This window comes from Telluribacter roseus, assembly GCF_017355915.2.
Classification (GTDB): domain Bacteria; phylum Bacteroidota; class Bacteroidia; order Cytophagales; family Spirosomataceae; genus Telluribacter.
Genome location: NZ_JAFEUV020000023.1, coordinates 17,135 through 40,325, shown reverse-complemented (window position 1 = coordinate 40,325; position 23,191 = coordinate 17,135). Strand labels below are relative to the sequence as shown.

The 23,191-nt window shown below is 49.1% G+C and carries 17 protein-coding genes and 1 tRNA gene; 4 read left to right on the top strand and 14 right to left on the bottom strand.

Annotated features, from left to right (window positions below; all coding sequences use genetic code 11):
* Positions 1-157: 157 nt before the first annotated feature.
* From JTN23_RS24650 to JTN23_RS24605, 10 genes are all read right to left on the bottom strand, one after another.
* The gene (locus tag JTN23_RS24650; RefSeq protein WP_247237782.1) at positions 158-1,879 is read right to left on the bottom strand and encodes a sulfatase family protein; all 1,722 of its coding nucleotides are present in this window, start codon (positions 1,877-1,879) and stop codon (positions 158-160) included.
* Between the two features lie 183 nt (positions 1,880-2,062).
* Positions 2,063-4,609, bottom strand: a complete 2,547-nt coding sequence (locus JTN23_RS24645; RefSeq protein ID WP_247237781.1) for an alpha-L-rhamnosidase-related protein — start codon at positions 4,607-4,609, stop codon at positions 2,063-2,065.
* 406 nt (positions 4,610-5,015) lie between these two features.
* The gene (locus tag JTN23_RS24640; protein WP_247237780.1) at positions 5,016-5,267 is read right to left on the bottom strand and encodes a hypothetical protein; all 252 of its coding nucleotides are present in this window, start codon (positions 5,265-5,267) and stop codon (positions 5,016-5,018) included.
* A 775-nt stretch (positions 5,268-6,042) separates the two neighbouring features.
* Positions 6,043-8,466 carry an ABC transporter permease gene (locus JTN23_RS24635; protein WP_247237779.1) on the bottom strand — a complete coding sequence of 808 codons (2,424 nt, stop codon included), beginning with the start codon at positions 8,464-8,466 and terminating at the stop codon, positions 6,043-6,045.
* A 402-nt stretch (positions 8,467-8,868) separates the two neighbouring features.
* A complete protein-coding gene (locus JTN23_RS24630; protein WP_247237778.1) occupies positions 8,869-10,389 on the bottom strand; it encodes a PQQ-dependent sugar dehydrogenase in 1,521 nt (506 codons plus the stop codon).
* Positions 10,386-11,633, bottom strand: a complete 1,248-nt coding sequence (locus JTN23_RS24625) for a M14 family zinc carboxypeptidase (RefSeq protein ID WP_247237777.1) — start codon at positions 11,631-11,633, stop codon at positions 10,386-10,388. Before JTN23_RS24625 ends, JTN23_RS24630 begins: the two co-directional genes overlap by 4 nt.
* 42 nt (positions 11,634-11,675) lie before the next feature.
* Positions 11,676-13,118: a RagB/SusD family nutrient uptake outer membrane protein gene (locus JTN23_RS24620; protein WP_247237776.1), complete on the bottom strand. Its 1,443-nt coding sequence runs from the start codon at positions 13,116-13,118 to the stop codon at positions 11,676-11,678.
* Positions 13,119-13,138: 20 nt separating this feature from the next.
* The gene (locus JTN23_RS24615) at positions 13,139-16,609 is read right to left on the bottom strand and encodes a TonB-dependent receptor (protein WP_247237775.1); all 3,471 of its coding nucleotides are present in this window, start codon (positions 16,607-16,609) and stop codon (positions 13,139-13,141) included.
* 266 nt (positions 16,610-16,875) lie between these two features.
* The gene (locus tag JTN23_RS24610) at positions 16,876-18,060 is read right to left on the bottom strand and encodes a FecR family protein (RefSeq protein ID WP_247237774.1); all 1,185 of its coding nucleotides are present in this window, start codon (positions 18,058-18,060) and stop codon (positions 16,876-16,878) included.
* Between the two features lie 64 nt (positions 18,061-18,124).
* Positions 18,125-18,724 (bottom strand): RNA polymerase sigma factor, encoded by a 600-nt coding sequence (locus JTN23_RS24605; RefSeq protein WP_247237773.1) that lies wholly within the window; start codon positions 18,722-18,724, stop codon positions 18,125-18,127.
* A 320-nt stretch (positions 18,725-19,044) separates the two neighbouring features.
* Between JTN23_RS24605 and JTN23_RS24600 the strand changes: the two genes are divergently transcribed.
* A tRNA-Arg gene (locus JTN23_RS24600) sits at positions 19,045-19,118 on the top strand.
* 103 nt (positions 19,119-19,221) lie between these two features.
* Positions 19,222-20,094: a DNA/RNA non-specific endonuclease gene (locus JTN23_RS24595; protein ID WP_247237772.1), complete on the top strand. Its 873-nt coding sequence runs from the start codon at positions 19,222-19,224 to the stop codon at positions 20,092-20,094.
* Between the two features lie 101 nt (positions 20,095-20,195).
* Here the strand turns inward: JTN23_RS24595 and JTN23_RS24590 are convergent, their stop codons facing one another.
* A complete protein-coding gene (locus JTN23_RS24590; protein ID WP_247237771.1) occupies positions 20,196-20,519 on the bottom strand; it encodes a hypothetical protein in 324 nt (107 codons plus the stop codon).
* A 202-nt stretch (positions 20,520-20,721) separates the two neighbouring features.
* Between JTN23_RS24590 and JTN23_RS24585 the strand changes: the two genes are divergently transcribed.
* Both JTN23_RS24585 and JTN23_RS24580 read left to right on the top strand, forming a co-directional pair.
* The gene (locus JTN23_RS24585; protein ID WP_247237770.1) at positions 20,722-20,913 is read left to right on the top strand and encodes a hypothetical protein; all 192 of its coding nucleotides are present in this window, start codon (positions 20,722-20,724) and stop codon (positions 20,911-20,913) included.
* A gap of 36 nt (positions 20,914-20,949) precedes the next feature.
* Complete coding sequence (locus JTN23_RS24580) at positions 20,950-21,384, top strand: hypothetical protein (RefSeq protein WP_247237769.1); 435 nt, start codon at positions 20,950-20,952, stop codon at positions 21,382-21,384.
* 34 nt (positions 21,385-21,418) lie between these two features.
* Here JTN23_RS24580 and JTN23_RS24575 read toward each other — a convergent pair whose 3' ends face one another.
* The 3 genes from JTN23_RS24575 to JTN23_RS24565 all read right to left on the bottom strand — a co-directional run bounded on the left by JTN23_RS24575 (position 21,419) and on the right by JTN23_RS24565 (position 23,054).
* Positions 21,419-22,270 carry a hypothetical protein gene (locus JTN23_RS24575; RefSeq protein WP_247237768.1) on the bottom strand — a complete coding sequence of 284 codons (852 nt, stop codon included), beginning with the start codon at positions 22,268-22,270 and terminating at the stop codon, positions 21,419-21,421.
* A 176-nt stretch (positions 22,271-22,446) separates the two neighbouring features.
* Positions 22,447-22,662, bottom strand: a complete 216-nt coding sequence (locus JTN23_RS24570; protein ID WP_247237767.1) for a hypothetical protein — start codon at positions 22,660-22,662, stop codon at positions 22,447-22,449.
* A gap of 32 nt (positions 22,663-22,694) precedes the next feature.
* On the bottom strand, positions 22,695-23,054 hold the full coding sequence (locus tag JTN23_RS24565) for a VRR-NUC domain-containing protein (protein ID WP_247237766.1): 360 nt from the start codon (positions 23,052-23,054) through the stop codon (positions 22,695-22,697).
* Positions 23,055-23,191: the final 137 nt, after the last annotated feature.

Sequence of the window (23,191 nt, the reverse complement as noted above, 5' to 3'; positions counted from 1 at the left end):
ATTTATGATTCAGGCGCTACCTGTACGGATGCAGCGGCTTGCCTGCTCCTACCTCCCAAAGGATTACCCAGTGGCTGGAAAGACCTTTTATATATAAAAAAGAGTCCTGCTTGTGAAGCAGGACTCTTTTAATTGAAGTACTAATCAACCTTTAGGATTATCGCTTACCCACGGTCTTGGCACGTCTGTCCCTGATCTCCTGCACTTTCTCTTTGCTCACACCAAACACTTTTCCGTTGCTGGCATCTTCCATCAGCCTGTCTACATACCCCTGGCTGAGCTGGTCACTGTCTTTGTACTGCTTCCGCAGCTGCTCCAGCTTGGCATGCAGCTCTTTCTTGACCTTGGCATAAGCCGGATCATCATACACGTTCTTCATCTCCTTGGGGTCCTTCTTACGGTCGATCAACTCCCACTGATCATCCGCATAGTAGTAGTGGATCAGCTTGTAATCCTTGGTCACTACGGCGTAGTGGCGGTTGACCATGTGCTCGGCCGGGTACTCGTAGTAGTGGTAGTAGACGGCATCCCTCTTCATCTTGTTGGTCTTGCCCGTCAGCAGCGGCACCATGCTCTCGCCCTGCATATCTGCTGGTGCTTTTACGCCGGCCGCATCCAGGAATGTCTGGGCAAAATCAAGGTTCTGCACCAGTTCATCCGAGCGGGTACCTGGCTTGGTCTTGCCCGGCCACGCCACCAGCAGCGGTGTCTTGAACGACTCGTCGTAGATAAAGCGCTTGTCAAACCAGCCATGCTCGCCCAGGTAGAAGCCCTGGTCGGAGGTATAGACGATGATGGTGTTCTCCATCAGGTTGTTCGCTTCCAGGTAGTCCAGCAGACGCCCTACATTCTCATCCACCGCCTTGATCGTACCCAGGTAATCCTGCATATAGCGCTGGTACTTCCACCTCATCTTGTCCTTTTCGGACATGGTAAGGTACTTCTTCCTGAAGTCCTCGTTGATTTTAGAATAAGCCTTCTTAAAGTTTGCGGCCTGTGAAGGACTTAAACGACTCATCTCCGCTTTATAACGGCGTTTGTCAAATCCAATCTCTGGAATACTCAGTTCATCCATCACCTCAGGGAAGACTTTGTTGTCTCCCGCCCATGCCATGTGGTGCAGGATGCTCATTTCGGCTTCGGAGGCAGCGTGAGCCCGACCCGAATAATCATCAAACAGCGTCTCCGGCTCGGGGAAGGTCCTGTTGGTGAACTCTTCCAGATGGCGCTCGGCCATCAGCCACGAGCGGTGGGGAGCCTTGTGCAGGTACATCAGCATAAAAGGCTGGTCCTTCTTACGCTCTTTCTGCAGCCAGTCCAGCGTCATGTCCGTAATGATATCTGTCACGTAGCCATCGACCTTGATGTTGCCCTCCTTCTTGGTGATGAAGTCAGGGTTGTAGTACGCGCCCTGATCAGGCAGGATCTTAAACTGATCAAACCCTTTGGGGTTGTTGCCAAAGTGCAGCTTGCCGAACATGGCCGTCTGGTAGCCGGCCTGCTGAAGGATCTGCGGGAAGGTGATGTTGGTCGTGTCGAAGGGGAAGTGGTTGTCGACCTTGCCGTTGATGTGCGAGTGCTTGCCCGTCAGGATGGTAGCGCGGGAAGGGGCGCAGATCGAGTTGGTGACACTGGCCTGGGTAAAGAGCATGCCTTTTTTGGCAATTCTATCAATGTTGGGCGTCTGGATCAGGCGGTTATCATAGGCCGAGATAGCCTGATACGCATGATCATCTGACATGATGAAAATGATGTTGGGCCGCGCCGACGCTCGGTGGTTGGGAGCCGGTGGCCTGGGTTTGAAGCCCGGTGCAATGACCAGTAGAATGGCTAGTGCCAGTACACTAAGCCCTAGTCCATAAGCTATCGGTTTTTTCATGTAAGTACTACGAAATTAAGGGTAGGTAATAAAATTGTTACATCATTAAGTGGAGAGACGTACGGAGAGAACTTGAACAGCTTATAGCCAATGCGTTATCTCCACACAATGTTAGCTAATTTATTTATAAGCATTGTCAACACATCGCATTAAAAATCAAATTATCCTCCGTAAAACTATATTTTAAAGGGAGAGTGAATTCTTCCCTGACTTCAGAGGATGCGTCTTGCCTTTCCAGACAAAACTACCAGCTGTCTTTTCGGGCAGATTGATTTCTGCCCGTAGCCTCCCCTGCTGTACCTTGTAATTGACAGCTACCTTGCCATTGGGATGCGGAATTTCTCCGCTGATGTCATCGATTGCCCCCAAATGCGGCGTAATCCTGACTCTGGAGAAGCCGGGCGCGTCACTTTCGATGCCCAGAATGGTACGGAAGAATTCAATATTGGGGCTTGATCCCCAGGCGTGGCAGTCTGAGCGGGTGGTACTTACGTCCGAGGTTTCGGCCCAGGTAGTGAGGCCCATCGCCATGTTTTCGCGCCACTTGTCCAGCCAGTTCAGGTAGTCATTGCCCCTACCCGCTTTGGTCAGGGCCTGGTGGAGGTAGTACTTGAAGTAGATGGATGCCGGAGCCAGCGTTGTATCTGTCAGCAACTTTTGGGCTACGGCTGTAGCCTGCTCGGCTGAGGTTACCCCCGCCAGGATAGCCAATGAATTGGCGTGCTGGGAGTAGGTATCTTTGGTTTCAGTATCGGCAAACAAGCTGCGGCTGGCATTCCAGTACTTGCGCTGGATGGTCTTTTCAAGCTGTTCGGCCCGGCTCAGGTACTGGCTGGCCAGGTCCTTAAGGCCCAGCCTGTTTTCCAGGTCGGCGGCCAACTGGTACGTCCACAGCAACTGCATATCCAGTACGGCCGATTCGCCATTTTTACCGGTAGGCGCCATCCCGAAGTCCCAGCCCTTGCCCTCCGACCAGTCGGTAAACACCCAGTAGGGTACATTCTTCAATGATCCATCGGCTTGCTGATAGCGCTCAAAGAAGGATAGTACCTGACGGGCACCAGGCAGCTTGTCTTTGATAAACTGGGCGTCGGGCCGGTACATGTAGTAGTCGTGGAGCATGGCCACCCACCAGAGCGAAAACGTCGGGATCTGCTGATGCAGATCGGTCGGGTACCTGCTCAGCGTAATACCTTCGGGGATACGGGAGTGATCCATGAGGGTCAGGCCGTATCGAGCCAGCCGGTCATCTCCGGCGTAGTACATGGATACCAGCGCCTGTATGCGGGCATCGCCGATGTACTGCAACTGCTCGTAGTAGGGACAGTCCATATAGGTCTCAAAGGCGCAGAGACGGGCCGTCCGCCAGCCAATGTCGAGCATTTGCTTCATCTCGGGGTTAGGGGTCTGGAGCCTGGCCTGTACCTCAAAAGGATACCCCGTAAAAGTACCGTACAGGTCTTCAATGACCAGCGGGTCGGCTTTTGTATTTACCGCCAAGCGTATGTACCGGTAGGTGCGCCACCAGAGTGGGGTGTACTCCTGATTAGCCGATCCGTCCGATAGCAGACTGTCTGCCTTGCCAATAAAGGTCTTACCCTCTACTTCGTTTCGATTGCCCTTCGCGGGCATTCCCATCCGGAGGTTGGGCCTGCCTTCATAAAGGGCTTCGGCGTAGCCCATTGACAATGTAGCATCCCGTCCCCCACTGTATACCAGCGTCGGATAGGCGTTGGTCAGCTCGCCCTGGTCCAGCAGGAGCGTGGCCCTGGTATTGGCCGGTATAGTTACTCTGGTTCGGGTAGCCGGAAAGCTGGCAGGTACCTGTACCCCTTCGGCCTGGCGCGTAGCCACCAGCCGTTGCGTGGTCATTTCCATGGGCGGTATAGGTGACGGTACCAGCATCCAGCCGGTGGAATTGACGGCAGCGTCTTTGGTGAGGCCCGGCCCGATCATCCGCGCTTTTACCCAATTTCTGTCGTTAAAGCCTGCCTTATACCAGTCCTTCACGTGTTTGGTCATATCCACCAGTTCGGCCGGTCCGGCCACATAATACCCCGGCACGCGTACTGCTAAAGGCTGGTAGCTCTCGTCCCTGATGGTCTTCCAGCTGTTATTGGTATTCAGTACTTCTTCGGCAGCCGTGTTACCCTGAAGAATAAAAGCGGTCAGGTACGAGATCTGGGCTTCCGGTTTCAGGCGGCCATCGTTCCATACCACCGCCGCCACGGTATTTGTGCCCGCCTGGAGGTATGGAGCCAGGTCCACCGTCTCGAAATTCCAGAAGTAGAGATCGCCGCGGGCAGGCCCTTGAGATACCTGCTTTCCGTTGACAAAGAGCTTGTACCGGTTGTCCGCCGATACATGAATGACAAACGAAGCCGGTTTGGTTGCCAGCTCAATGGTTTTCCAGAACTTGTAGACGCCATAGTCCCTAAGGCTAAGGTCGGAGGTAGCGGTATACTGGTTGATGGGCTGACCAGGGCCGGTGATCCACTGGGCTTTCCAGGGCTTCTGCATCAGGTCAGCACTGAGCTGCTGAGCCAACAGCGGCCCCGGCAACCATAATGCAGCCGCAATACAGAGCGTAACGATAAGTTGTATCTGAACTCGCATGGTAATAGTTGAATATAGGTAGTTTAGGTACTCAAATTTTCCGATGGATTGCCACATGGTCAGCTCCTGGCTGTACCGGTTGTTAATTACCTCGCACTGGGTATCAATGCGCATGGTAGGCTGGCTCTTCAGATTGTAAGCAGGCTATGAAGGAGCCCCGGTGGCCCCAACTGCTCTCCTTCACCCAAACCTGTATTACCAGCCAACTTAGCTCCTTCACCGATACATTAATTATCTTAAAAGCGAGTCGCTCAGAGTTATACTTACCTACCTACTAGCCCGCATCTACGAAATCTACCACTGCAATCAGACTGGCAGGAGCTAAAATGGTGTATGTACTTGCGTAAATAACTTACTTGTTACGACAGGCTAAAGTAAAAAAAGGTATAAGCCGCAGTACATAAGCGGCTTATACCTTTTTGATATAATTTTTATACTTTAAAATGGTCTTCTCTTATCCCAGCGTATGGGTATACTACCTGGTACTCTCCACCAGAGGTGAGGGCAGCCTACTTATACTTTACTCAATAACTGACTGGCTCAATAAACTAAGGCTTACTTCGGGGGTAGATGGAGCGGCAATGTACTGTACTTCCCTCTTTTTCCAGAAGCGTGGTCTGCCCATGATCAGCCAGATCAGGACGACCTGAACCACCAGGGCTGCTATACCCAAGCCTACCATACCGGCAAGAATAGCAGGCAAAGCCCCTACAGTACAGAGGGTAATAATGTTAACAGCGACGACTTTGGCGCAAATTTTTAATGCTTTCATGGGGAGGGTGTAATGGTTAAACTTCTGACTTATGCTATTTCTTATTCTTAAACGCGATGCAAATCCTGTATTGACAGCCTGGTAGTACCTGCACCCAGCAATCGAGAGGCTCCATACTATATCTGCCATTGAAGGTCTTAAATAATGAATGCCAAGCTCTCCGGTGAAGAGAGCCAACAGGCCAGCAGTACCTTTGTCTTTTATCACAGAGTAGATAGACATGTATAGTAGGCGCAAGTACTTATACAGACTATCGCCTATATAGATACCCATACACGTCATGCACAAACCATGCCATTTTTGCCAATGGTTACATAATCATTTTAAGAAAATATTTTTACACAGCAGCCTCGAGTAGAAGTACAGCTAAAAGTTATTACTGATTGTTAACTAAGTTGCTTACTACGTATATATAGGTACGTTGTACTATACGTAGTAGTTATACTACTTTTTGTAACTCATAATATACTTGGCATTGTGGTTGCTACCAGGTGTAGCATGAGGAGATCTTAGGTCTTTCATAAATATAGTTTGTGTGTGTGTACTATGGAGAGTCAGTGGCTTGTAGCTACTGACTCTTTTGTTTGGGTTTTTCCAGCTACCCACGGCCAAGGTACCCATGGGTACGTCAGTTTTCAAACTGGCCGAACTATACCAGGTGCTTTGTTAAAGTTGTAAGTACACAGGTCCCCCACCAATTTCAGGATATACCATAGCATGATTTTCAGAAAGAGATTTAGCAGAAGCAGGTCCAATTAGGGGTAAGGAGTAGCCCCTATTCGCTCTTCAGGACTTCCACCGGATTACTTCTGGTTGCCTTCAGCGTCTGCGACCCGATCATAACGAATGCGATCAGTAATACCGCCAGCAGACCGACCAACAACTCAGTGACCTGTACGGGTGTGTGATAGGGAAAATTGGTGAGTACCACCTTTTCGAAGAAGAGGTACGTCACAGGCAGAGCGATGAGTGCCGATATCGACAGCAGTACGAGAAAGCCGCGGCTCAATAAGTAGATCAGGTTGGCAGAGCTTGCACCCATCACCTTGCGGATGCTGATCTCTTTTAGTCTTGTTTCAGTTGTGAATACTACCATTCCGAACAATCCCATTGATGCGATAGAAATGGCGAGGAATGAAAGAAAGCCAATGATCTTGATCATGGAGGAAAACTCGCTGTATGCCTCTTCTATTGATTCGTCATAAAATTTAGCCTGGAATGGATGAACACGATCGATCTTCTTCCATGCAGACTCGATCCTGGCTATGGTGGCCAGCATGTCGGTACTTTGTATTTTAACATTGATAATTGTCTTGTCTTCGGGTGTCCAGGGCAGGAATGCTACCGGTCCGACGAGGTTCTCGACCTTTCCGTAGTGGAAGTCTTTCATGACTCCAACAATTGTCATCTTCCGTCCATGTCCCTGCGGATTACTGAATATGATTTCTTCCCCGATTGCTTTTTCAGGGTTGTTAGTACTTATATTGAATAGCTTTAAGACTTGCTGGTTAACGATTACTTCTGTGGCGGATGCGGATGTAGAGGGTCGTGCCTTAAAATCCCCCCCGGCAATGAGCTTGTATTCATGCAGGGACAGGTAGTTTTCATCAACGTGGTTGGTCATGACCAGGGCAGAGTCGCGCGAGTCCCTGTATTTCATAAATCCACCCCAGTAATTCCCAACGCCGGTGATGATTAATGACCGCGATAGCGCCGTTACTTCCGGCATCTCGCTCAGTTCCTTAATAAGCGCATCAGGCTTATTACCCTGCATGTCAATGTTCAGGATGTTTTCGGTGCGGAATCCCAGGTCAAAGGCGAGTATGTTTTTATATTGCACATAACCAATGGCGGTTGTTGTGATAAAGATCAGGGTGAGCGTGTACTGAATCACCACCAAGGCGCGTCTGAGGGTTACGTGTTTGTATACTTTTACCGAGGACACATTCCTGAGCGCACTGATCGCGCTGACTTTCGTAAAGAATAGAGCAGGCATCAACCCGGCCATAACACCTACGGTGACCGAAAAGACGATAAAGACTACGATCATTAATGGGGTAAGCTCGAGCTTCACCGTGCGCTGCATCTCCGGAGCCAGGTTGATCAGTTGCGGTCGCAATACGAGAAAGAGGAAGAATGAAAGAAGAAGGGCTGCCAGGGAAATCATGATCGCCTCCGCCAGAAACTGTTGCCATACCTGGCTCTTGCCGGCACCGATTGCTTTGCGAAGACCTACTTCCTTAAAGCGGCGCATGGCTCGCGCCATCGAAAGATTGGTATAGTTGAAGCATGCAGAGAGAATCACAACGAATGCAAGCCCACCGAGTATCCAAAGCACAACTGTAGGCACATGAGGACCCACAGAGCCAGGTCCCCCCTCGGAACCACGGAACGTTTCTCCGACTACAATATCATACAAAGGCAGAAGCTCGAGTTGGATCCTAGTGGCCACTTCGGCGAGATTTTCCTCCCTGGCAATGGCATCAAGCTGCGACTGAATGGAAGCAATGTCGGTAGTTGGAGGAAGCCGGAGGTACACGTAATTCGACGCCATACTTGTCCATTTTCCAAAGTCGTTGTTGTTTCTGTTGAACTGCTCGGCCGTTGACAGCGATACGAGCGCTTCAAAGTTGATGTGCGAAAAGAAGGGAACATCCTTCATCACACCCGTCACCTGATAATCGAGTGTATCGACTTTGATCACCTTGCCCAGTGCATCTACGCTTCCAAATAGCTTTTTGGCTGCCGTCTCCGTGAGAACGATCGAGTAAGGATCTTTTAGTGCCGTGGCGGGATTGCCTTCCAGCATCGGAAATGTAAAGATCCTGAACAGTGATGGGTCCGCCCAGAAGCCCTTGATAGGAAGAATATTATCGCCAATCTTCGCGTCCTGCGAAAAGCCACTGCGCATAATAGCCACTTCTTCGATGCCCGTTACTTTCTCGCGGATTAGTTTTCCGGCCTTTATGGATGTGGTTGCAAATTTGCCTCGGTCATCATTCGAGGTCAGTACGCTGGTGATGCGATAGATCCGCTCCCCATCAATGTGGAACCTGTCGTACGAACGCAGGTCGAGTACGAACGCGATCAGCAGTAACCCAACTGACATACTGATGGCCAGTCCAACAATATTGATGAACGAGAACAGCTTGTTGCGCATTAAGTTACGTCTCGATGTTTTGATGTAGCTTTCGATCATGGCTCAGTTGATAATGGTTTGGTCTCAGGCTATGTAGCTATGCGATAGTTCCTGCGGCAAGAATACTATGGTAATTTAAGCCAAATGAAAACATGATGTGAACCAGGCCGAAAATGGGATGAATAAGAGGATCCTCACGTTCCTCACAAAGTTATTGGTCACCAGTAATTTTATAAAAACCCGGCTGAATTTAGTCAGCCGGGTTATCAGAAAGAGCGGAAGAAAGTAGGTGAAAGCAGTAAGTGGTATAGCAGGAGGAGACCCAACAAGAGATACAGAAAAGTTAGAAGTATATTTCAATCAGTAAAGTTGTCAATCTGTATCTGGACGGGGCAAAGTATCTCGATCTGATGTCAGTTACTACTTGTACCTAATGAGATTAGGCAATCAAACTATAATGATTTACTTGCTCGATTTTCTGGCCCTGGCGACTTCATCAGCACTTACCCCCGGCGCTCCTTTCGCAAATTTGTCCCTGGCGTAGGAGCTAATGGCCGCGAGCTGGACATCACTCAAAAAACTAAAAGCTGGCATAGCTTCTCCGGCAGATGACTGAGAGCCTTTTAGTAAAAATTTGATCAAAGTACTTTTCTCTCCGGCTAGTCTGGTAGAAGTGACCAGTGAGGGAAAAGAACCAGCCACACCCCTACCGTCTCCTTTATGACAGGACTCGCAATAGCTTTGATACAGGGAAGCGGCATTGCTGGTCCCGGCCTGGCTTTGCACTTTTGCAGTCTGCATTGACTGCGGTATTGTACCTGACTTACGAATGCGAATGATGCGGTCGTCGGTCTTGATGGGGAAGCTGGCGGGCGGATTCCAGTCGCGGTTGCTGGTGGATATATATATGTCACCCGCGGGCGAAACACATACATCCCGCAGCCTGCCATATTTCCCGCTGAATACAACGCTCTCGCTAATTATTTTTTCCTGCCTGGCATCCAGATGCAGGACGCGCAGGCTCTGATCTTTTAGCGTTGTCAGCAACAGGGCGTTTTTCCATTCTGGGATAGTTCCATTATAATAGTCCATACCCGCCGGAGCAATCGTAGGCGTCCAGGCTTTAACGGGGGCCACCGCCGAATCCGGGCAATTCCCCTGTTCGTCGGGTTGATCGCAAAATCCGGCAATATAGGGCCAGCCGTAGCTAGCCCTTTTAGTAACTAGATTCACTTCATCATCGGTGGCATCGCCATGCTCAGCAATGAACAGATTACCGTTGACGGTATACGTAAGGCCCTGCGGTACCCGAAAGCCCATGCTCCAGACCGGACTACCAGGGTACGGGTTATCCTTCGGAATGGTACCATCAAGATTGAGGCGAAGTACTTTTCCATTCGGATAGGTTGGGTTCTGGACGGTTTCCTTTTGTTTCAGATCACCCGTTGCCCAAAGTATCTTCCGGTTCTGGCTGATTACCAGTCGTGATCCATTATGACCCAGATAGCCCGGTATCTGATAAAGGAGCAAAGGGTTGACAAGGCGCTTGCCGTCGTAGGTGTACCGAACCAGTCTGGACACAATGGACGAGTCACTCTGGATATGACTGTAATTGATGAATACCTGCGGATGGCTTTCAAAATCCGGATGAAGTACCATACTCATAAGCCCCAGCCTTTTCCGGTAATAGTCCTGGATCTGTAGGAGCTCGATGATCTGCCCGGTCTCTGGATTAAGTCGGCTAACCTTACCATCCTGATCCGTAAACCAGATCCAGTTGTCGGGTCCCCAGGCCATGTCCCAGGTTGCATTCAGATTGGAAGCAACGGTACTTAGTGTCAGTACCGTCGAATCCAGTTCGTATGTTTCCGAAAGTGTTGAGTCAACGGATGGAAGGTTACTGGCCCGCTGATGCCCAACAGACATACTAAGCAACAGCGCTAGTACCAGAATCCACGCCAGCCCATACAACAGGTTATTCATCGCGCTTGTGGAGTTTCAAAATAATCGTAAAACACCTTCGGAAGCATACCTCCCAGCGACACCCAGTCGGCGCCCAAAGGTACTTTTTTGAGTCCCTCCACCCATTCGTAGTTCAGCTCATACACGAGTGCTTCAATTCCAAACCGATCCATAAAGCCCTCCCCCAGCGTACCCGGATTCCGGAAACTGGGCTTGGTGGAGCCTTCGGTGTACCAGGTATGCTTCCGCAAGAGCCCATCCAGCTTTTCCATGTTGGCCAGGTAAGTAGTGATATCTCCGTCCGGCCGGCTTATGTGCAAATTCCCGCCCGCGTCGTTGTGCAAGTCAATGGCCAGATCCGGCTTCTTGTTTTCTCTGATCATCTTGCTCAGCCACTTCTCCAGGTAGTAGTTTTCCGGAGCAATGAGCGAGTCGGCCGGCTTATCCCACTTGCGGTTCAGGTCGTAGCCGTTGCTGTTGAAGCGCGTTTTGCCCCGGGCTACCCCATCCTTATTAGCCATCGGCATGATGTACACACAGTACCTTTGCAGGTGTCGTTTTGTCTCCTCGTCATTTTGTAACAAGCGCTGCACCAGGCCCTCTACCGTCCAGTTCCCGCCAGACTCGAAAGCGTGTGCCCTTGCCCGCAGGAACACCCTTCTGGGAGCTTTCTCATTTCCAACCTTGATGATTTCCAGGGGCCGCCCCTCCGAAGTCTTACCTATTTCGGTAACGGTCACGAGTTTATTGCTTTTTATCCTGGTCAGGAACCGGTCCAGGTCACTGATCCGGTAGGGTTCTACGCTGGCAATGTATACGCTGGGCGCATTCATCTTCACCTTTATCTGCAACCGGTTACCCGGCAGCAGCTCACCGGGGGTACTTACCCAGGTCTGATTGTCAAAGGAGATGACAGCGTGTGAGCGTTTGGATACCTGGCTGGCATGCATGTTATTCCATATGTTGTCAAAATTCTGCAGAATAATGACCACCTCTCTGCCAACCGGGGCCTCTACTTTGAAATGCCAGTGACCGTTCGCCCGATTTCGTGAAAAGCGCTCGCGATCATACACCAGACTACCAACGATTCTGCCAGCCGAGTCTATTTCCCAGTTCATAGGTGACGCATTTTCAAACCCGGTATTGACGAATACTTGTGGCGCAATGATACTATCCGCTTTCACCGACTGCCATACTGCTGATGTCTTGGCCGGGTTAGCAAGGCTTACCTGTATGGATGTAAAAAGAACTAGCAGTGTTCGCACAAGTGTATTTGAGTACATAAGTAGATCTATTTAAGATGAGAGTCAGAACGTATACCCTGGGTTTTGCTTGATGCCCTGCGGATTTACATCAACCTGGGTTTGGGGAATTGGGAAAACCGTATTGTGTTCTTTCACGACGGGAGCCTGGAAATGCTGGTTCATGACCGTGACTGCCTTACCGGTACGGACAAGATCAAACCAGCGATGACCTTCAAAAGCCAGCTCCACCTGGCGCTCGTGCTCAATAGCCTGCGCGAAAGCCAACTTGGATAAGCCCTCAGGCAAGGCCGCTAACTTTGCTCGTTTCCTTACCGCATTGATGGCCTCGTACGCTTCGGCCGTAGGTCCATTATTGGTTTCATTGAGGGCTTCGGCGTACATCAGGAGTACATCGGCGTACCGGAGTACCACCCAGTTATTATCCGCGTCGCCTTCTGAAAAGGGCGTACCATCGTGGTATTTGAGCGTATAAGGATCCGCGACAAAAACACCCGCCTGATTGGTATAACCCAGCGAGAGCGAAGCCGCTTTTCTGATGTCACCCGGCTCATAGGCCGCCACCATGTCGGAGGTTGGGAGGTTTCTGCCGCCGGCAAAGCCAATCTTGGCAACCGAGCTTCCCGAGTTACGGGGTGCGAAGTTGTTATAAAAATTACTACCGGTCCCCGTACCGCCTTTCTTGAACTGTACCTCAAAAATAGACTCCTGGTTGTTGGCGTTGGCTACCAGCCACAAGGCGGCATAATCATCGAGAAGTCTGTAAGTACCCTGAGTGATTACTTCCTTTAGGATGTCTCTTGCCTTTGCATAGTCACCCGTTGTCAGGTACACCTTTCCGAGTAAGGCTTTGGCGGCTCCTTGGGTGGCTCTGCCTACGTCATTTCCGGTGTAGGTAGTTGGAAGCCTTTGTGCGGCGTCTATCAAGTCTGCGATGATCTGCTTATATACTTCCTCCTTTGCCACCCGTGTCTGGTTGTAGCCCTCATTGACTGACTTGGTCTCCGACAGTACCAGAGGTACATCGCCAAAAGTCCGCACCAGATTGAAGTACTTGAGCGCACGCAGGAACTTGGCTTCCCCGATAAATCTTTCGCGAAGTGCCTGATCCATCTGCGCACCGTCAATATGATCGAGTACGGCGTTGCAGGCCAGGATGCCTCTGTACGTATCGATCCACATAAGGCGGATAATTTCGTTGGTGGTAGACATTTTGAACTGATCCAGCTCGGCATCGGGCAGGTTGCCCCCGCCCTCCCAGTTCATGGTATTGTCAGAGCGTACCTCCGCTACATTGTAATAGGCGTAGCCATATTCACCCGCGGAGGCGAGCATTCCGTAGGCGGCGTTGACCGCAGCCTGCATATCCGACGCGTTCCTGTAAAAGTTGCTCACGTTGGCAGCATCCTTAGGCGACAGGTCCAGGAAGTCAGAGCAACTGGTTAGCATCACCATAAAGATGACGTATATATAGGTATGTAGTTTCATAGCGAGTTGATCGGGTTAGGTTAAAAGGTCAGGTTCAATCCAAGCGTGTAGGTACGTGCCAGCGGGTAGCCGTTAAAGTCGACACCGGGCGTCAGTGAGCTGCTTCCGTTCAGGCTCTGCTCGGGATTGTACCCCAGGTACTTGGTAAAGGTCAGGGCGTTTTGAACCGAGAGGCTGATGCTGGCCTGCTGGACAAACAAGGCTTTGGAAGCTCGTTCAGGCAGCGAGTACCGCAGGTTGATATTCCTGATCCGGAAAAACGAAGCATCCTCCACGAGCAGGCTCGATACATAGCTTACATTGCCTCCCGTGGCTACTGTATTGGCTCTCGGCGTACGACCATCGCCGGGCTTTTCGGGCGACTGCCATCTTCCCAGTACATCTTTACGGCTGTAACTGCCATGTACCAGGCCGATGTTTCTTCTGGACCCATTCAGCAATTGAATACCTTCTACCCCGTCGGCCAGAATGCTCAGATTGAATCGGGCGTAGCTGAAATTGTTGGTGATGCCGTAGAAGAAGTCAGGTATGTTGTCCCCTATTATGGTTACGTCGTTGGGGGTAATGACCCCATCGCCATCAATATCTCTGAATTTAAGATCCCCGGGACGAGATCCGGAAGCCCCCTGCACGGCAGGACTAGTCTTCACGTCTTCTTCGGATTGGTATACACCGATTGCTTCGTAACCCCAGAAGCTACCGATGGGAGAGCCGATGCGGGTAATGTGTGTATTGGGGCTGAATGAGGGGCTTCTTGAGATAATGGGTTTTCCGGATGGACCCAGAGCCTTTACTTCATTCTTATTAAATGAAATATTAAAGTTGGTTGACCATTTGAAGGCTCCGGTAAAGTTCTTGGAGCTGACACTAAACTCCCAGCCCCGATTGTTGAGCTTTCCGATATTCTGAAGTGCACTTTCATAGCCGGTCGAAGCGGGTACTGGTACGTTCAGAAGTAAGTCGGTAGTATTCTTATTGTAGTAATCGACGGTGAACATCAGCCGGTTTCTCAGCACGCCAAAATCAAGGCCAATGTCAAACTGCTGCATCATTTCCCATCCCAGGTACTCATTCGTAATGGAAGTTGGATATAGCCCATACGCCACGCTACCGGTACCTTCACCGAAGCTGTAGCGGCGGTTCGAGAGCAGTCCGATGTGGTTGTAATTACCAATCGTGTTATTCCCGGCTAGCCCGTAACTGGCCCTTAGCTTCATGTCGGTAATAAGGTTCTGCCCCTTCATGAAGGCTTCTTCTGAAAGATACCAGCCTACCGAAGCCGAAGGAAACGTTCCCCATTTATTCCGGGCCCCAAATCGCGATGAACCATCCCGCCGAAAGGTCGCAGAAAGCAGGTACTTGTTGGCAAAGGTGTAGTTGACCCTTCCCAGATACGATAGCAGCGACCATTCCGATATACCTGTCCCGCCGCTCGTCACCTGTCCCGCGTTCAGCGTCATTACCAGGTCGGTCGGGAAATTGGTGGCCGCCAGCGCCATAGCTTCGTACTTGGCTTTTTGAGAGGTAAAGCCACCCAGTACGTCCAGTTCGTGTTTCCCTCCGAAGGTTTTCTTGTAGCTCAGTATGTTTTCGTTGAGCCAGTTGAGGTCACGACCCGTGCTCGCGTTGGCCCGTGCCTGCACGGGAGCAGGCACCCCAAAGAAGCCCAAATCAGATGGGTAGTAGGCGCTTTGGCGGGCATCTGAGTAATCAAGCCCGAAAGAAGTCCGGAACTTCAACCCCGCCAGTATGTCAATCTCCGCGTAAACAGTACCTAAGGTCCGGAAAACCGTCTTGTTATCTTTAATCTTGCTGGCAATCGCGACCGGATTGTCGATCACCCCGATATTATAGGGAGATGGCCCCAGCAAGGTCGTAAAGGAGCCGTCCGGATTGTAAACCGGCACAGTAGGTGGCATGGAAAGCGCCGATCCCAGAATACCTCCTGAAAAAACCTGATCCTCGACGGGCAGCAGCTTGTTGGACGCGAACGAAGGAGACAGATTCATCCCTATCTTGATGGGCTGGGACACTCTGTGATCGAGGTTGATTCTGGCCGAATAACGGTCAAAACCTGTATTCATCACAATGCCATCCTGCTTGAAGTAGGCCCCTGATACAAACAGTTGGGTTTTGTCATTGCCTCCTGAAACCGACAACTGGTAATTCTGAATGGGAGCCGTACGGAACACTTCATCCTGCCAATCAGTACCTTTCCCCAATGATTCGGGGTTCATGAACATCTCGGGGATTTGCAGGTTTGCCGGGCGCACGCTGTTCGGGTCCGTAGCTTTACCACCACGATCTACCCAGGCATTATTGCGGGCTTCGGTGTTGAACTCAGCATACTCCCGGGCGTTGAGCATTTCGATTTTATTCGCCACCTGCTGCAACCCGTAGTACGTATCAAACTGGATCGTAGATTTGCCGGACTTACCCCGCTTTGTGGTTACCAGCACTACCCCATTGCTTCCCCTTGATCCGTAAATGGCCGCGGCCGAAGCATCTTTTAATATTTCAATCGACTCAATATCGTTGGGATTAATCGTCGAAAGTGGATTAAATGTACTGTTGAAATCTCCGGAAACCGGAAAACCATCAATGACATATAGTGGCTCATTGCCCGCACCGATCGATCCCGTGCCTCTTACCCGCACGGATACCCCCCCGCCGGGAGCGCCTTTAGTCTGCGCCACATTTACGCCCGCTATCTGTCCTCCCAGTGCCTGATCCAGACTGGTTATCGGCTGGTTTTCAATAGCCTTCATGGGTAAAGAGGCTACCGAGCCGGTGATGCTGCTCTTGTTCTGGGTACCATAGCCTACTACTACCACGTCGTTGAGCGACTTGGTGTCTACGGACATTCCGAAGTTGATTTCCTGTCTGTTACCGACAGCTATTTCCTGGGTTTTATACCCTACAAAACTGGCTATGACCACCAACTCACCGCCCTGAAGTACTCCGTCCGGTACATTTAACCTGAATTCTCCATTGGAATCTGACGTAGTTCCTATCTGTGAGTGTTTTACGAGAATGCTGACACCCGGAAAAGGAGCGCTATTCTCGTCCGTCACCTTCCCGCGGATCAGCCGGTCCAGGTTTTGGGGAGGGGTCTCGACTTCCCGGTAGTTCAGTTGTATAGCGGGTTTGCTCTCAGGTAGTTTCAGCGGCATCACCATTTCCTGAGCCTGGTTTCTTACCACTTTCTTCAGGACAATATTCTGATTAAAGATCTTGTAAGACACGGGCATATCTCTGAAAAGTGCGCTCAGTACCTGGTCAATGTTCGCATTTTTGACGCGTACCGATACTTTCTGAGCTTCGGGCAGGTCCAGCTTGTCGTACAGGAAGAAATAGTTGGTCTGCTTTTCAATAGTCTTAAGGACATTTTCCAAAGGAGCGTCCTTGGCATTGATGGACACCTTTTGACTGAATCCATCCGCCGTAACGTGCGTGAGGGTAATGACGAGCAAAAGCATTATCCTGGTCATGACAATCAAAATTTTTGCTGCAAAATAGGACTGCCTATGCCCTGCGTGGCAGGGTAAGAAGTTTATTTTCATAAATTTGTAAGGTTTAGGAGTAGCTAATTGACTTTGTGAGAGAAGCTCGGTGGCATGCCTGAACATCAGGGAAAATGTTGGCGCATTTTCCCTTTTTGTTTTTGGCGTAGGAGTTTCAAGGGGGTGGGTGCAGAATTGGTGTCATAAGATCAAGGGTTTAGGTTTAGTTAGTGTTTTGTGCTGTATATACCGTTCTACGGACTAATTATGATTTTTTTGTCCTGAATCCGACAGTTCACTCCTGCGTACCGTAGCATTCCTACCAGTTCTGAAAGCTCTACCTGACGGGAAACGCTGCCGGTAAATTGCTTCACCGGTACCTGGCCCTGGTACTCAATGTCGACATCGTACCATCGGGCTAGCTGCCTTGCCACTTCTTCCACACCGGCATTTTTGAAATGAAACATCCCCTTTCGCCAGGCCACGGCTTCATCCACCGGAATGTACCTGGTTCTGATCTGCCCCGTTGATAGTACAGCCGCCTGCTGCCCAGGCACAAGCTTCGCTTGCTGGTGAACATTGCTGATCGAAACGGAGCCTTCGACCAGCGTGGTCTTCGAGGTTTCTTCGTCGGGATAGGCCATGATATTAAAGCTGGTCCCAAGTACCAGTACTTCCGAATCGTTAAACCTGACCCGGAAAGGCTTGCTCCTATCTTTTGCTACCTCAAAATAGGCTTCACCAGTGATTTCAACCCTACGTTCGGTAGCCGCAAAAAGAGATGGAAAACGAATGGAGGAGGATGCATTGAGCCATACCTTGCTGCCATCGGGCAACAGTATCTCGTACTGCCCTCCTTTGGGCGTTGTGAGCGTATTTATTCCGGTAGCAGTAGACTTAGAGGCTGATTTGGCACTATACACCACGATGCCGTCCTGCTGCTTACTGATCTCGACATCGCCCTGCCTGGCCAAAACGCCTTGTTGTACCTGATCCAACGCGATGGCTGAGCCATCAGCCAGTGTGAGCAAGGCTTTGTTGCCCCCCGGCCTGATGCTGCTACTTTCTACGATTTGTGGCTGAACCCTTTCATTCTCCTGACTATTTTCAAAGCTATACCAGACGCCAAAGCCGGTTAGGATGATGACGGCGGCGGCGGCATACTGCATCCAGTTGAGTTTGAAAATCTTTGCTTCACCCCTATCTTCCTGTTGGGGATGTTCCAGGATGGAATTCAATATGGAATTACTTTTCACCTCAGCGAACAGCTCCTCTCCCTCCGCAGACTGTGCCCATTTCTCTTGAAGGTACTCCTCCAGAAGCGCATCAAACTCTCCCGTACGCACCAAAGCCATCAGCTCCTCTTTTTCCTGAGCAGTGGCAGTACCCTGATAGTAGCGGTCGAACAGTAGGTGTAGTCGGCTTTCTGGATTGTCCATACATTAAGATTATTGACGAACTCTGCCAATAGGACAATCAGGGATGTGCAAAAGGGGGTATAGATTATGAATAATTTTGAAAGAAAAAATCCATAATAGCCAAAGTACTTACCAATAAGCGATTACGGATATACGAAGAGATAGATTCTGTTGCAATTTGGAGATATTTCTTGACGGTTTCTTTCGAGATACTCATTCGGGCCGCTACCTCCGAATAGGGCAGACGCTCATGACGACTGAGCAGATACACCTGCCGCTGTTGGGAGGGCAAACGATCAATGGCTTCATCAATGAGCAGGTAGCGGTAATCCTCATCGCTCGTTTCGGGGGCATAGGCTGCATCAGGAATCAAGTCCAGGTCAACAGTCCTTACTTTTTCTCTGGCAACCTTTTTAAGACAGTTAAGTGCAGCGTTTTTAGAGATTACATACAGGTAAACCGGGAAATTATCAATGTCCGTCAGCAGTTCCCTGTTCAGCCATATTTTCATGAAGACGTCCTGAACTACTTCCTCGGCCAGTTCTTCCGACTTAGTGATTCTGTAAATATGAACCCCTAAGCGCTGATGGTAGTGATGGAAAAGCATAGCAAATGCCCTTTCGCTCCCCTGAGAGACCTGCAGCAAAATCTCACTTTCCTGTTTCAGAGCGGTAAGGTAGGGCATATCCAAAAGCTTAAGGCAGGAGTACTTTCAGAAATGGATGAATCTGGAAATAAGAACAAAGCAGCCAGATTTTACAATCTACTGAAACGCAGGATCTGCCTGTCGGCATAAATCAGCAAAAGAATTATGTATACGTGAAGCTTTGTAACACCATAAGTTTCACGCCGTTTTAGCTTGCTTATGAGTTTCTTTTAGATCAAAAAGATAGATTTATCCCCTTCTAAGCGGCTTTTAAATTTTCAAAATCCATTTTATGTATTACTTTTGTGCGCAGTTAAGTCGTCTTGTTTCCTTACTCAGGATGTCAAAACGCTCAACGGGGTCCCGTAGCTCAGCTGGATAGAGCATCTGCCTTCTAAGCAGACGGTCACACGTTCGAATCGTGTCGGGATCACTTAATAATCAGCCACTTACGTGTAGAATCGTGAGTGGCTTTTTCTTTATGTGCATTGCAAAGCGCATTGCATTAGGTGGTTATAAGCTCAAATAAGCGTGTTATGAGGAGGTATTTAAGCATTATTCTGCTGCTGTGGATTACGGCAGGATGTAAAGAAACAACAGCACCTACGCCCATTGCTGAGAGTATACATTTAAGCTTAGGCAACCCCACAAATGCGAAGGCTGACACTACTTCTGCTGAAAATTTTTTGATGTTGAAGGAAGAATTTGCGATTTCTTACAACCGGACGAAGAGGCATGCGAATTGGGTGGCCTGGGAGCTGTCTAAGGAGTGGCTAGGTAGTAGTGACCGGCAAGATAATTTCCGGCCTGATCCAGCATTGCCAGGTGGATGGTATAAGGCCGTAACAAGCGACTATACAGGCAGCGGCTTCGACAGGGGCCACCTTTGCCCTTCGGCAGACCGTACAAGCTCTGATGAGGCTAATGCAGCAACCTTCCTGATGACAAACATTATTCCCCAAGCTCCGGCGCTAAATAGGGAGTCATGGGCGCAGCTGGAGGAGTTCTGCCGAAGTTTAGCACAGAAAGATTATCGGCTTTACATAATAGCCGGTACTTATGGGACAGGCGGAGAAGGTAGCGCAGGGACAGCAACCACTATTCGCAATGGCATTAATGTATCTCTACACAACTATAAGGTTATAGTGGCTATTCCTGGGGGAGGAGGCATTGAGCAGGTTAGCGCTAATACCCCTGTCATTGCGGTAGATATGCCGAACCGGCAGGGGCTGGTAGACAACAAGAAGTGGACAGACTTTATCACTACACCAGAGGATATAGAGAAGGTAACAGGCGCAAGATTCTTTACAAATCTGCCTCAGCAGGTAAGGGATAGACTGAGGGCGGTTCATTTCAATCCGGCTACCTCGGTCTTACAACTTGATTTTGAGGCTTTCCAGGCAGAGTAGACATTCAAAAGAAGTAAAACATCTTTGTAAATTGAAAGAGGTAGAGCAGCTTGTCCTTTGCTTCCCTACCTCTTATACGGGGTATAATTTTATAAAACTACTTAACGAGCAATTTGAACCCCTTTGGGTGAAAACCAGGTGTTTGTAGGAAATACAACTCTTTCCCCATACATATCAATAAACACTAATGCTCCAGTGAATACTCCTTTATCAACAGACCAAATAGTCCCACTATAGGTAAGTCCCATAGGTGAACCTTCCATAAATTGGATTAAAGGTTGTGTTACTGCGTCATAGGCAGCTTTGACCGCAGGAGGAACATTACCAACTTCAACAGGTGCTTGACGTTGAGCATAGGCATCTTGACTGGTAAACGTGGACACAGTAGCAGTCAGCAGAAGAACAAATAACAATAGCTTTTTCATAGAGTAGTGATAGTGTGATTAAGTGGTTAAAATTAATTGAGGAAAGGCGTTAGCGGATTGGACTACTGTCCGTAACTGCGCAAATGTATTAAGCAAGATCTCAAATTCAAATACTCTTATTGCAGTATATCAATAGATTGTATTCCAATTACAGGCCATTAAATTCATGTCGCACAACCTCACTCACCTTCTAGCATTCTTTATGCATCGTTCCGCCTTGAGCCGATCTGATTTCATGGAGCCAATGCAACCCATCTTTCAGGAAGGAATGGATGTGTTGGAGGAAATAGGTTTCGTTTCGTGCTGCCGGATGAAGGATGGAAGGATAGACACCTGTATACTAACTGATATAGGAGTGCAGAAGGTGAAAGAATTGGTCAAGCAATGGAAATGAAATATATCTAGTGTATCTCAAGCCATTAAGCTTAGAATGAATAGTAAGAAGGCATACGAGTTGCTGAACGATCAGCGCAAACAGCTTTACTTCCCAAACTTGGAGCCAATTAGCTGGAAAGAAAGAACTGTTTCGCTAGTTAAAGAGGTCTTTGGCGATACGTCCATAGAATACTACTCTGTCTCCAATGCACCTCTGTCAGTTGATAAGGGGCCATTGGATGATTGGGATTATACAAAAGCTCAGTATAGCCGAAACAAAGAGTTGATGATAGAACTTCTCGGGGACTGCATGGACTCTATAACTGAAAATGGCTTGCCTCGAAAGAAGGGAGACGGCTTTTTTAGGTGGCTAATCAACAATGAGCCTTATATTGCTATGCCTATCCTTCTAACTTCATTTATACGCTTAATCCTTGTTATTGGTCTCTTTGCAATAATCATTTTCTTACTTTGGCGGGCCATCCTATAGTTACCTTGGCTTAGAGATAATAAAAAGCTTTAAACTAGGAAGTATGCTTCTTAATCGTCAAACTCAGCCTGTTGAATAGCTCAAAATCCTTCTCAGAGCTACCTGGGCTAAGGATTACCCCAAGTGAATCCCGGCACTCGATCAGCAGCTTAAGTAAATCAGGGGCATCCAGTGTAAGTGCTATGCTTTGGCGCTCTAGTAGATTTTTGATCGAAGCAAGGTGAGTCTTGTAGAAGGTTGTAATGAAGTATAGAGTTAGCTTATGCGGGTCCTTCTCAAAAGTCTCTTGCCAGAACTTGTGCAAGCGGTCTTCTTCATTAATCTGCTTTTGCTGTGATACGCTTATAATAAGCTCTAGGGAGTCTCGAAGTTGCTCAAGATCAGTTGAATTGTTAAATTCAGGACATAAAGCCCTTATGAAGTCCCAATCCGTCTCTTTCTGCTTTGAAGTTGTAGAAGATGGAAGAAGAGATTCATTCTCAAACAGCTCCTTAGATAAATAGAGCACCAAATCTTCCGCTGGATAATTACTATAGGCACTCTTTGCCTCAAGCAGCTCAAGTGCAGTAACATGAGGTGTAAACTCAAAACGATACCGCTCTTTATCCCTAAAATCCATCTTGACAGAACGCTCATTACCTACAAAGGTTACATAAAATCCGTTGCTAGCTATTGGTGGCGTCTTGAAGAACAGCTTATAGCTTATGCCGCCCTCCCTTAGTAAAGGCAAAACGGATGAAAAAGCTTCTTCGAACTCTTTAGTTCGCTTTCTGAGCTGTTCGGCAATGTATTTCTGCTCTAGTACCTGTTTCCGCTCGTCCTGCTTCCTTTTTGCTTGCTCCTTAGCCTTTAATATCTCCTTTGCTTTCTTCTGTATAGGGTTCATAGTGTGCTCTGATCAGGGGTTGCCTTCTTAAAAACGCTTAAATATCCTCTTTTCATAATAATATGTCAATGCAAATCTCTGTAAAGGACGTGTTTCATTCACTCTTGCAGCCTATAAACAAAATTCCCCATAGGTAACACCCACAGGGAATCTAAAAACGCATGGTCAACGGCAATTTAGGCGCTTATCAGGTCAGGATCAGGGATGGCTCCGCTGTATATCTCCTGTAGGTTCATCTCGTCAAGTTCTGCTGTGGTAAACTCCTCGCCGGTAGTTTCGCAGAGGTAGTAGTAGCGCGGGGCGGTAAACTGTTTGCCCCGGAAGGTAATGGCCTGTTCCCGGCTCTTTACGGGCATCTCTTGGCCTGTGTAAGGACTTGCAATAGGTTTCATCTTACATCAATACGCTTTTTTGAGAAACACACCTAAAAACTCAGTTTTGCCTCCTCCTCTTCGATAGGGCAGCGCAACACGAATAGCTCATTATCAGCCAGGGCGAACGCCTTCTGAAACTGTTCTATGAAGTGATCAAAGGACTTAGCCACCAGGTACACTCCACCGGCCCGGGCAATCTGGGCAGTTGTGGCTTTCTGCTTATCGCTCAGGCGGTCTTTCCCGTACTTTACCTCTACCTGTAAGGATCTGCCCTGAAACATCGCGTTAATGTCAGCTGCGCCCCGTTTGGTTGTGCCTGGTGTCCATATCTCCCGGCCTTTTACTTTGCGCTTTACTCCCATCGATTGCTGACGGGTAGCGTAGCCGCCGGTAAGGGTCAGATAAGCCACTATTGCGGCCGTCAGGGCATTGGCTGAGGTATCCTTGTATTTCTTGGCGTAGAAGCCTCTAGTCTGGGCTACGTGGGGATATTTGGCTGCGTTATACTCTTCTTTCAGAGCATTGAGCCGAGGTAGGTAGATGGAGG

Excerpts from the sequence above, each read along its gene's own strand:
- JTN23_RS24610 (WP_247237774.1), bottom strand. The coding sequence starts at position 18,060 with ATGGACAATCCAGAAAGCCGACTACACCTACTGTTCGACCGCTACTAT.
- JTN23_RS24645 (WP_247237781.1), bottom strand. The coding sequence starts at position 4,609 with ATGCGCATTGATACCCAGTGCGAGGTAATTAACAACCGGTACAGCCAG.
- JTN23_RS24635 (WP_247237779.1), bottom strand. The coding sequence starts at position 8,466 with ATGATCGAAAGCTACATCAAAACATCGAGACGTAACTTAATGCGCAAC.
- JTN23_RS24575 (WP_247237768.1), bottom strand. The coding sequence starts at position 22,270 with ATGAACCCTATACAGAAGAAAGCAAAGGAGATATTAAAGGCTAAGGAG.
- JTN23_RS24650 (WP_247237782.1), bottom strand. The coding sequence starts at position 1,879 with ATGAAAAAACCGATAGCTTATGGACTAGGGCTTAGTGTACTGGCACTA.
- JTN23_RS24590 (WP_247237771.1), bottom strand. The coding sequence starts at position 20,519 with ATGAAAAAGCTATTGTTATTTGTTCTTCTGCTGACTGCTACTGTGTCC.
- JTN23_RS24580 (WP_247237769.1), top strand. The coding sequence starts at position 20,950 with ATGAATAGTAAGAAGGCATACGAGTTGCTGAACGATCAGCGCAAACAG.
- JTN23_RS24585 (WP_247237770.1), top strand. The coding sequence starts at position 20,722 with ATGCATCGTTCCGCCTTGAGCCGATCTGATTTCATGGAGCCAATGCAA.
- JTN23_RS24630 (WP_247237778.1), bottom strand. The coding sequence starts at position 10,389 with ATGAATAACCTGTTGTATGGGCTGGCGTGGATTCTGGTACTAGCGCTG.
- JTN23_RS24570 (WP_247237767.1), bottom strand. The coding sequence starts at position 22,662 with ATGAAACCTATTGCAAGTCCTTACACAGGCCAAGAGATGCCCGTAAAG.
- JTN23_RS24595 (WP_247237772.1), top strand. The coding sequence starts at position 19,222 with ATGAGGAGGTATTTAAGCATTATTCTGCTGCTGTGGATTACGGCAGGA.
- JTN23_RS24640 (WP_247237780.1), bottom strand. The coding sequence starts at position 5,267 with ATGAAAGCATTAAAAATTTGCGCCAAAGTCGTCGCTGTTAACATTATT.
- JTN23_RS24605 (WP_247237773.1), bottom strand. The coding sequence starts at position 18,724 with ATGCCCTACCTTACCGCTCTGAAACAGGAAAGTGAGATTTTGCTGCAG.
- JTN23_RS24615 (WP_247237775.1), bottom strand. The coding sequence starts at position 16,609 with ATGACCAGGATAATGCTTTTGCTCGTCATTACCCTCACGCACGTTACG.
- JTN23_RS24620 (WP_247237776.1), bottom strand. The coding sequence starts at position 13,118 with ATGAAACTACATACCTATATATACGTCATCTTTATGGTGATGCTAACC.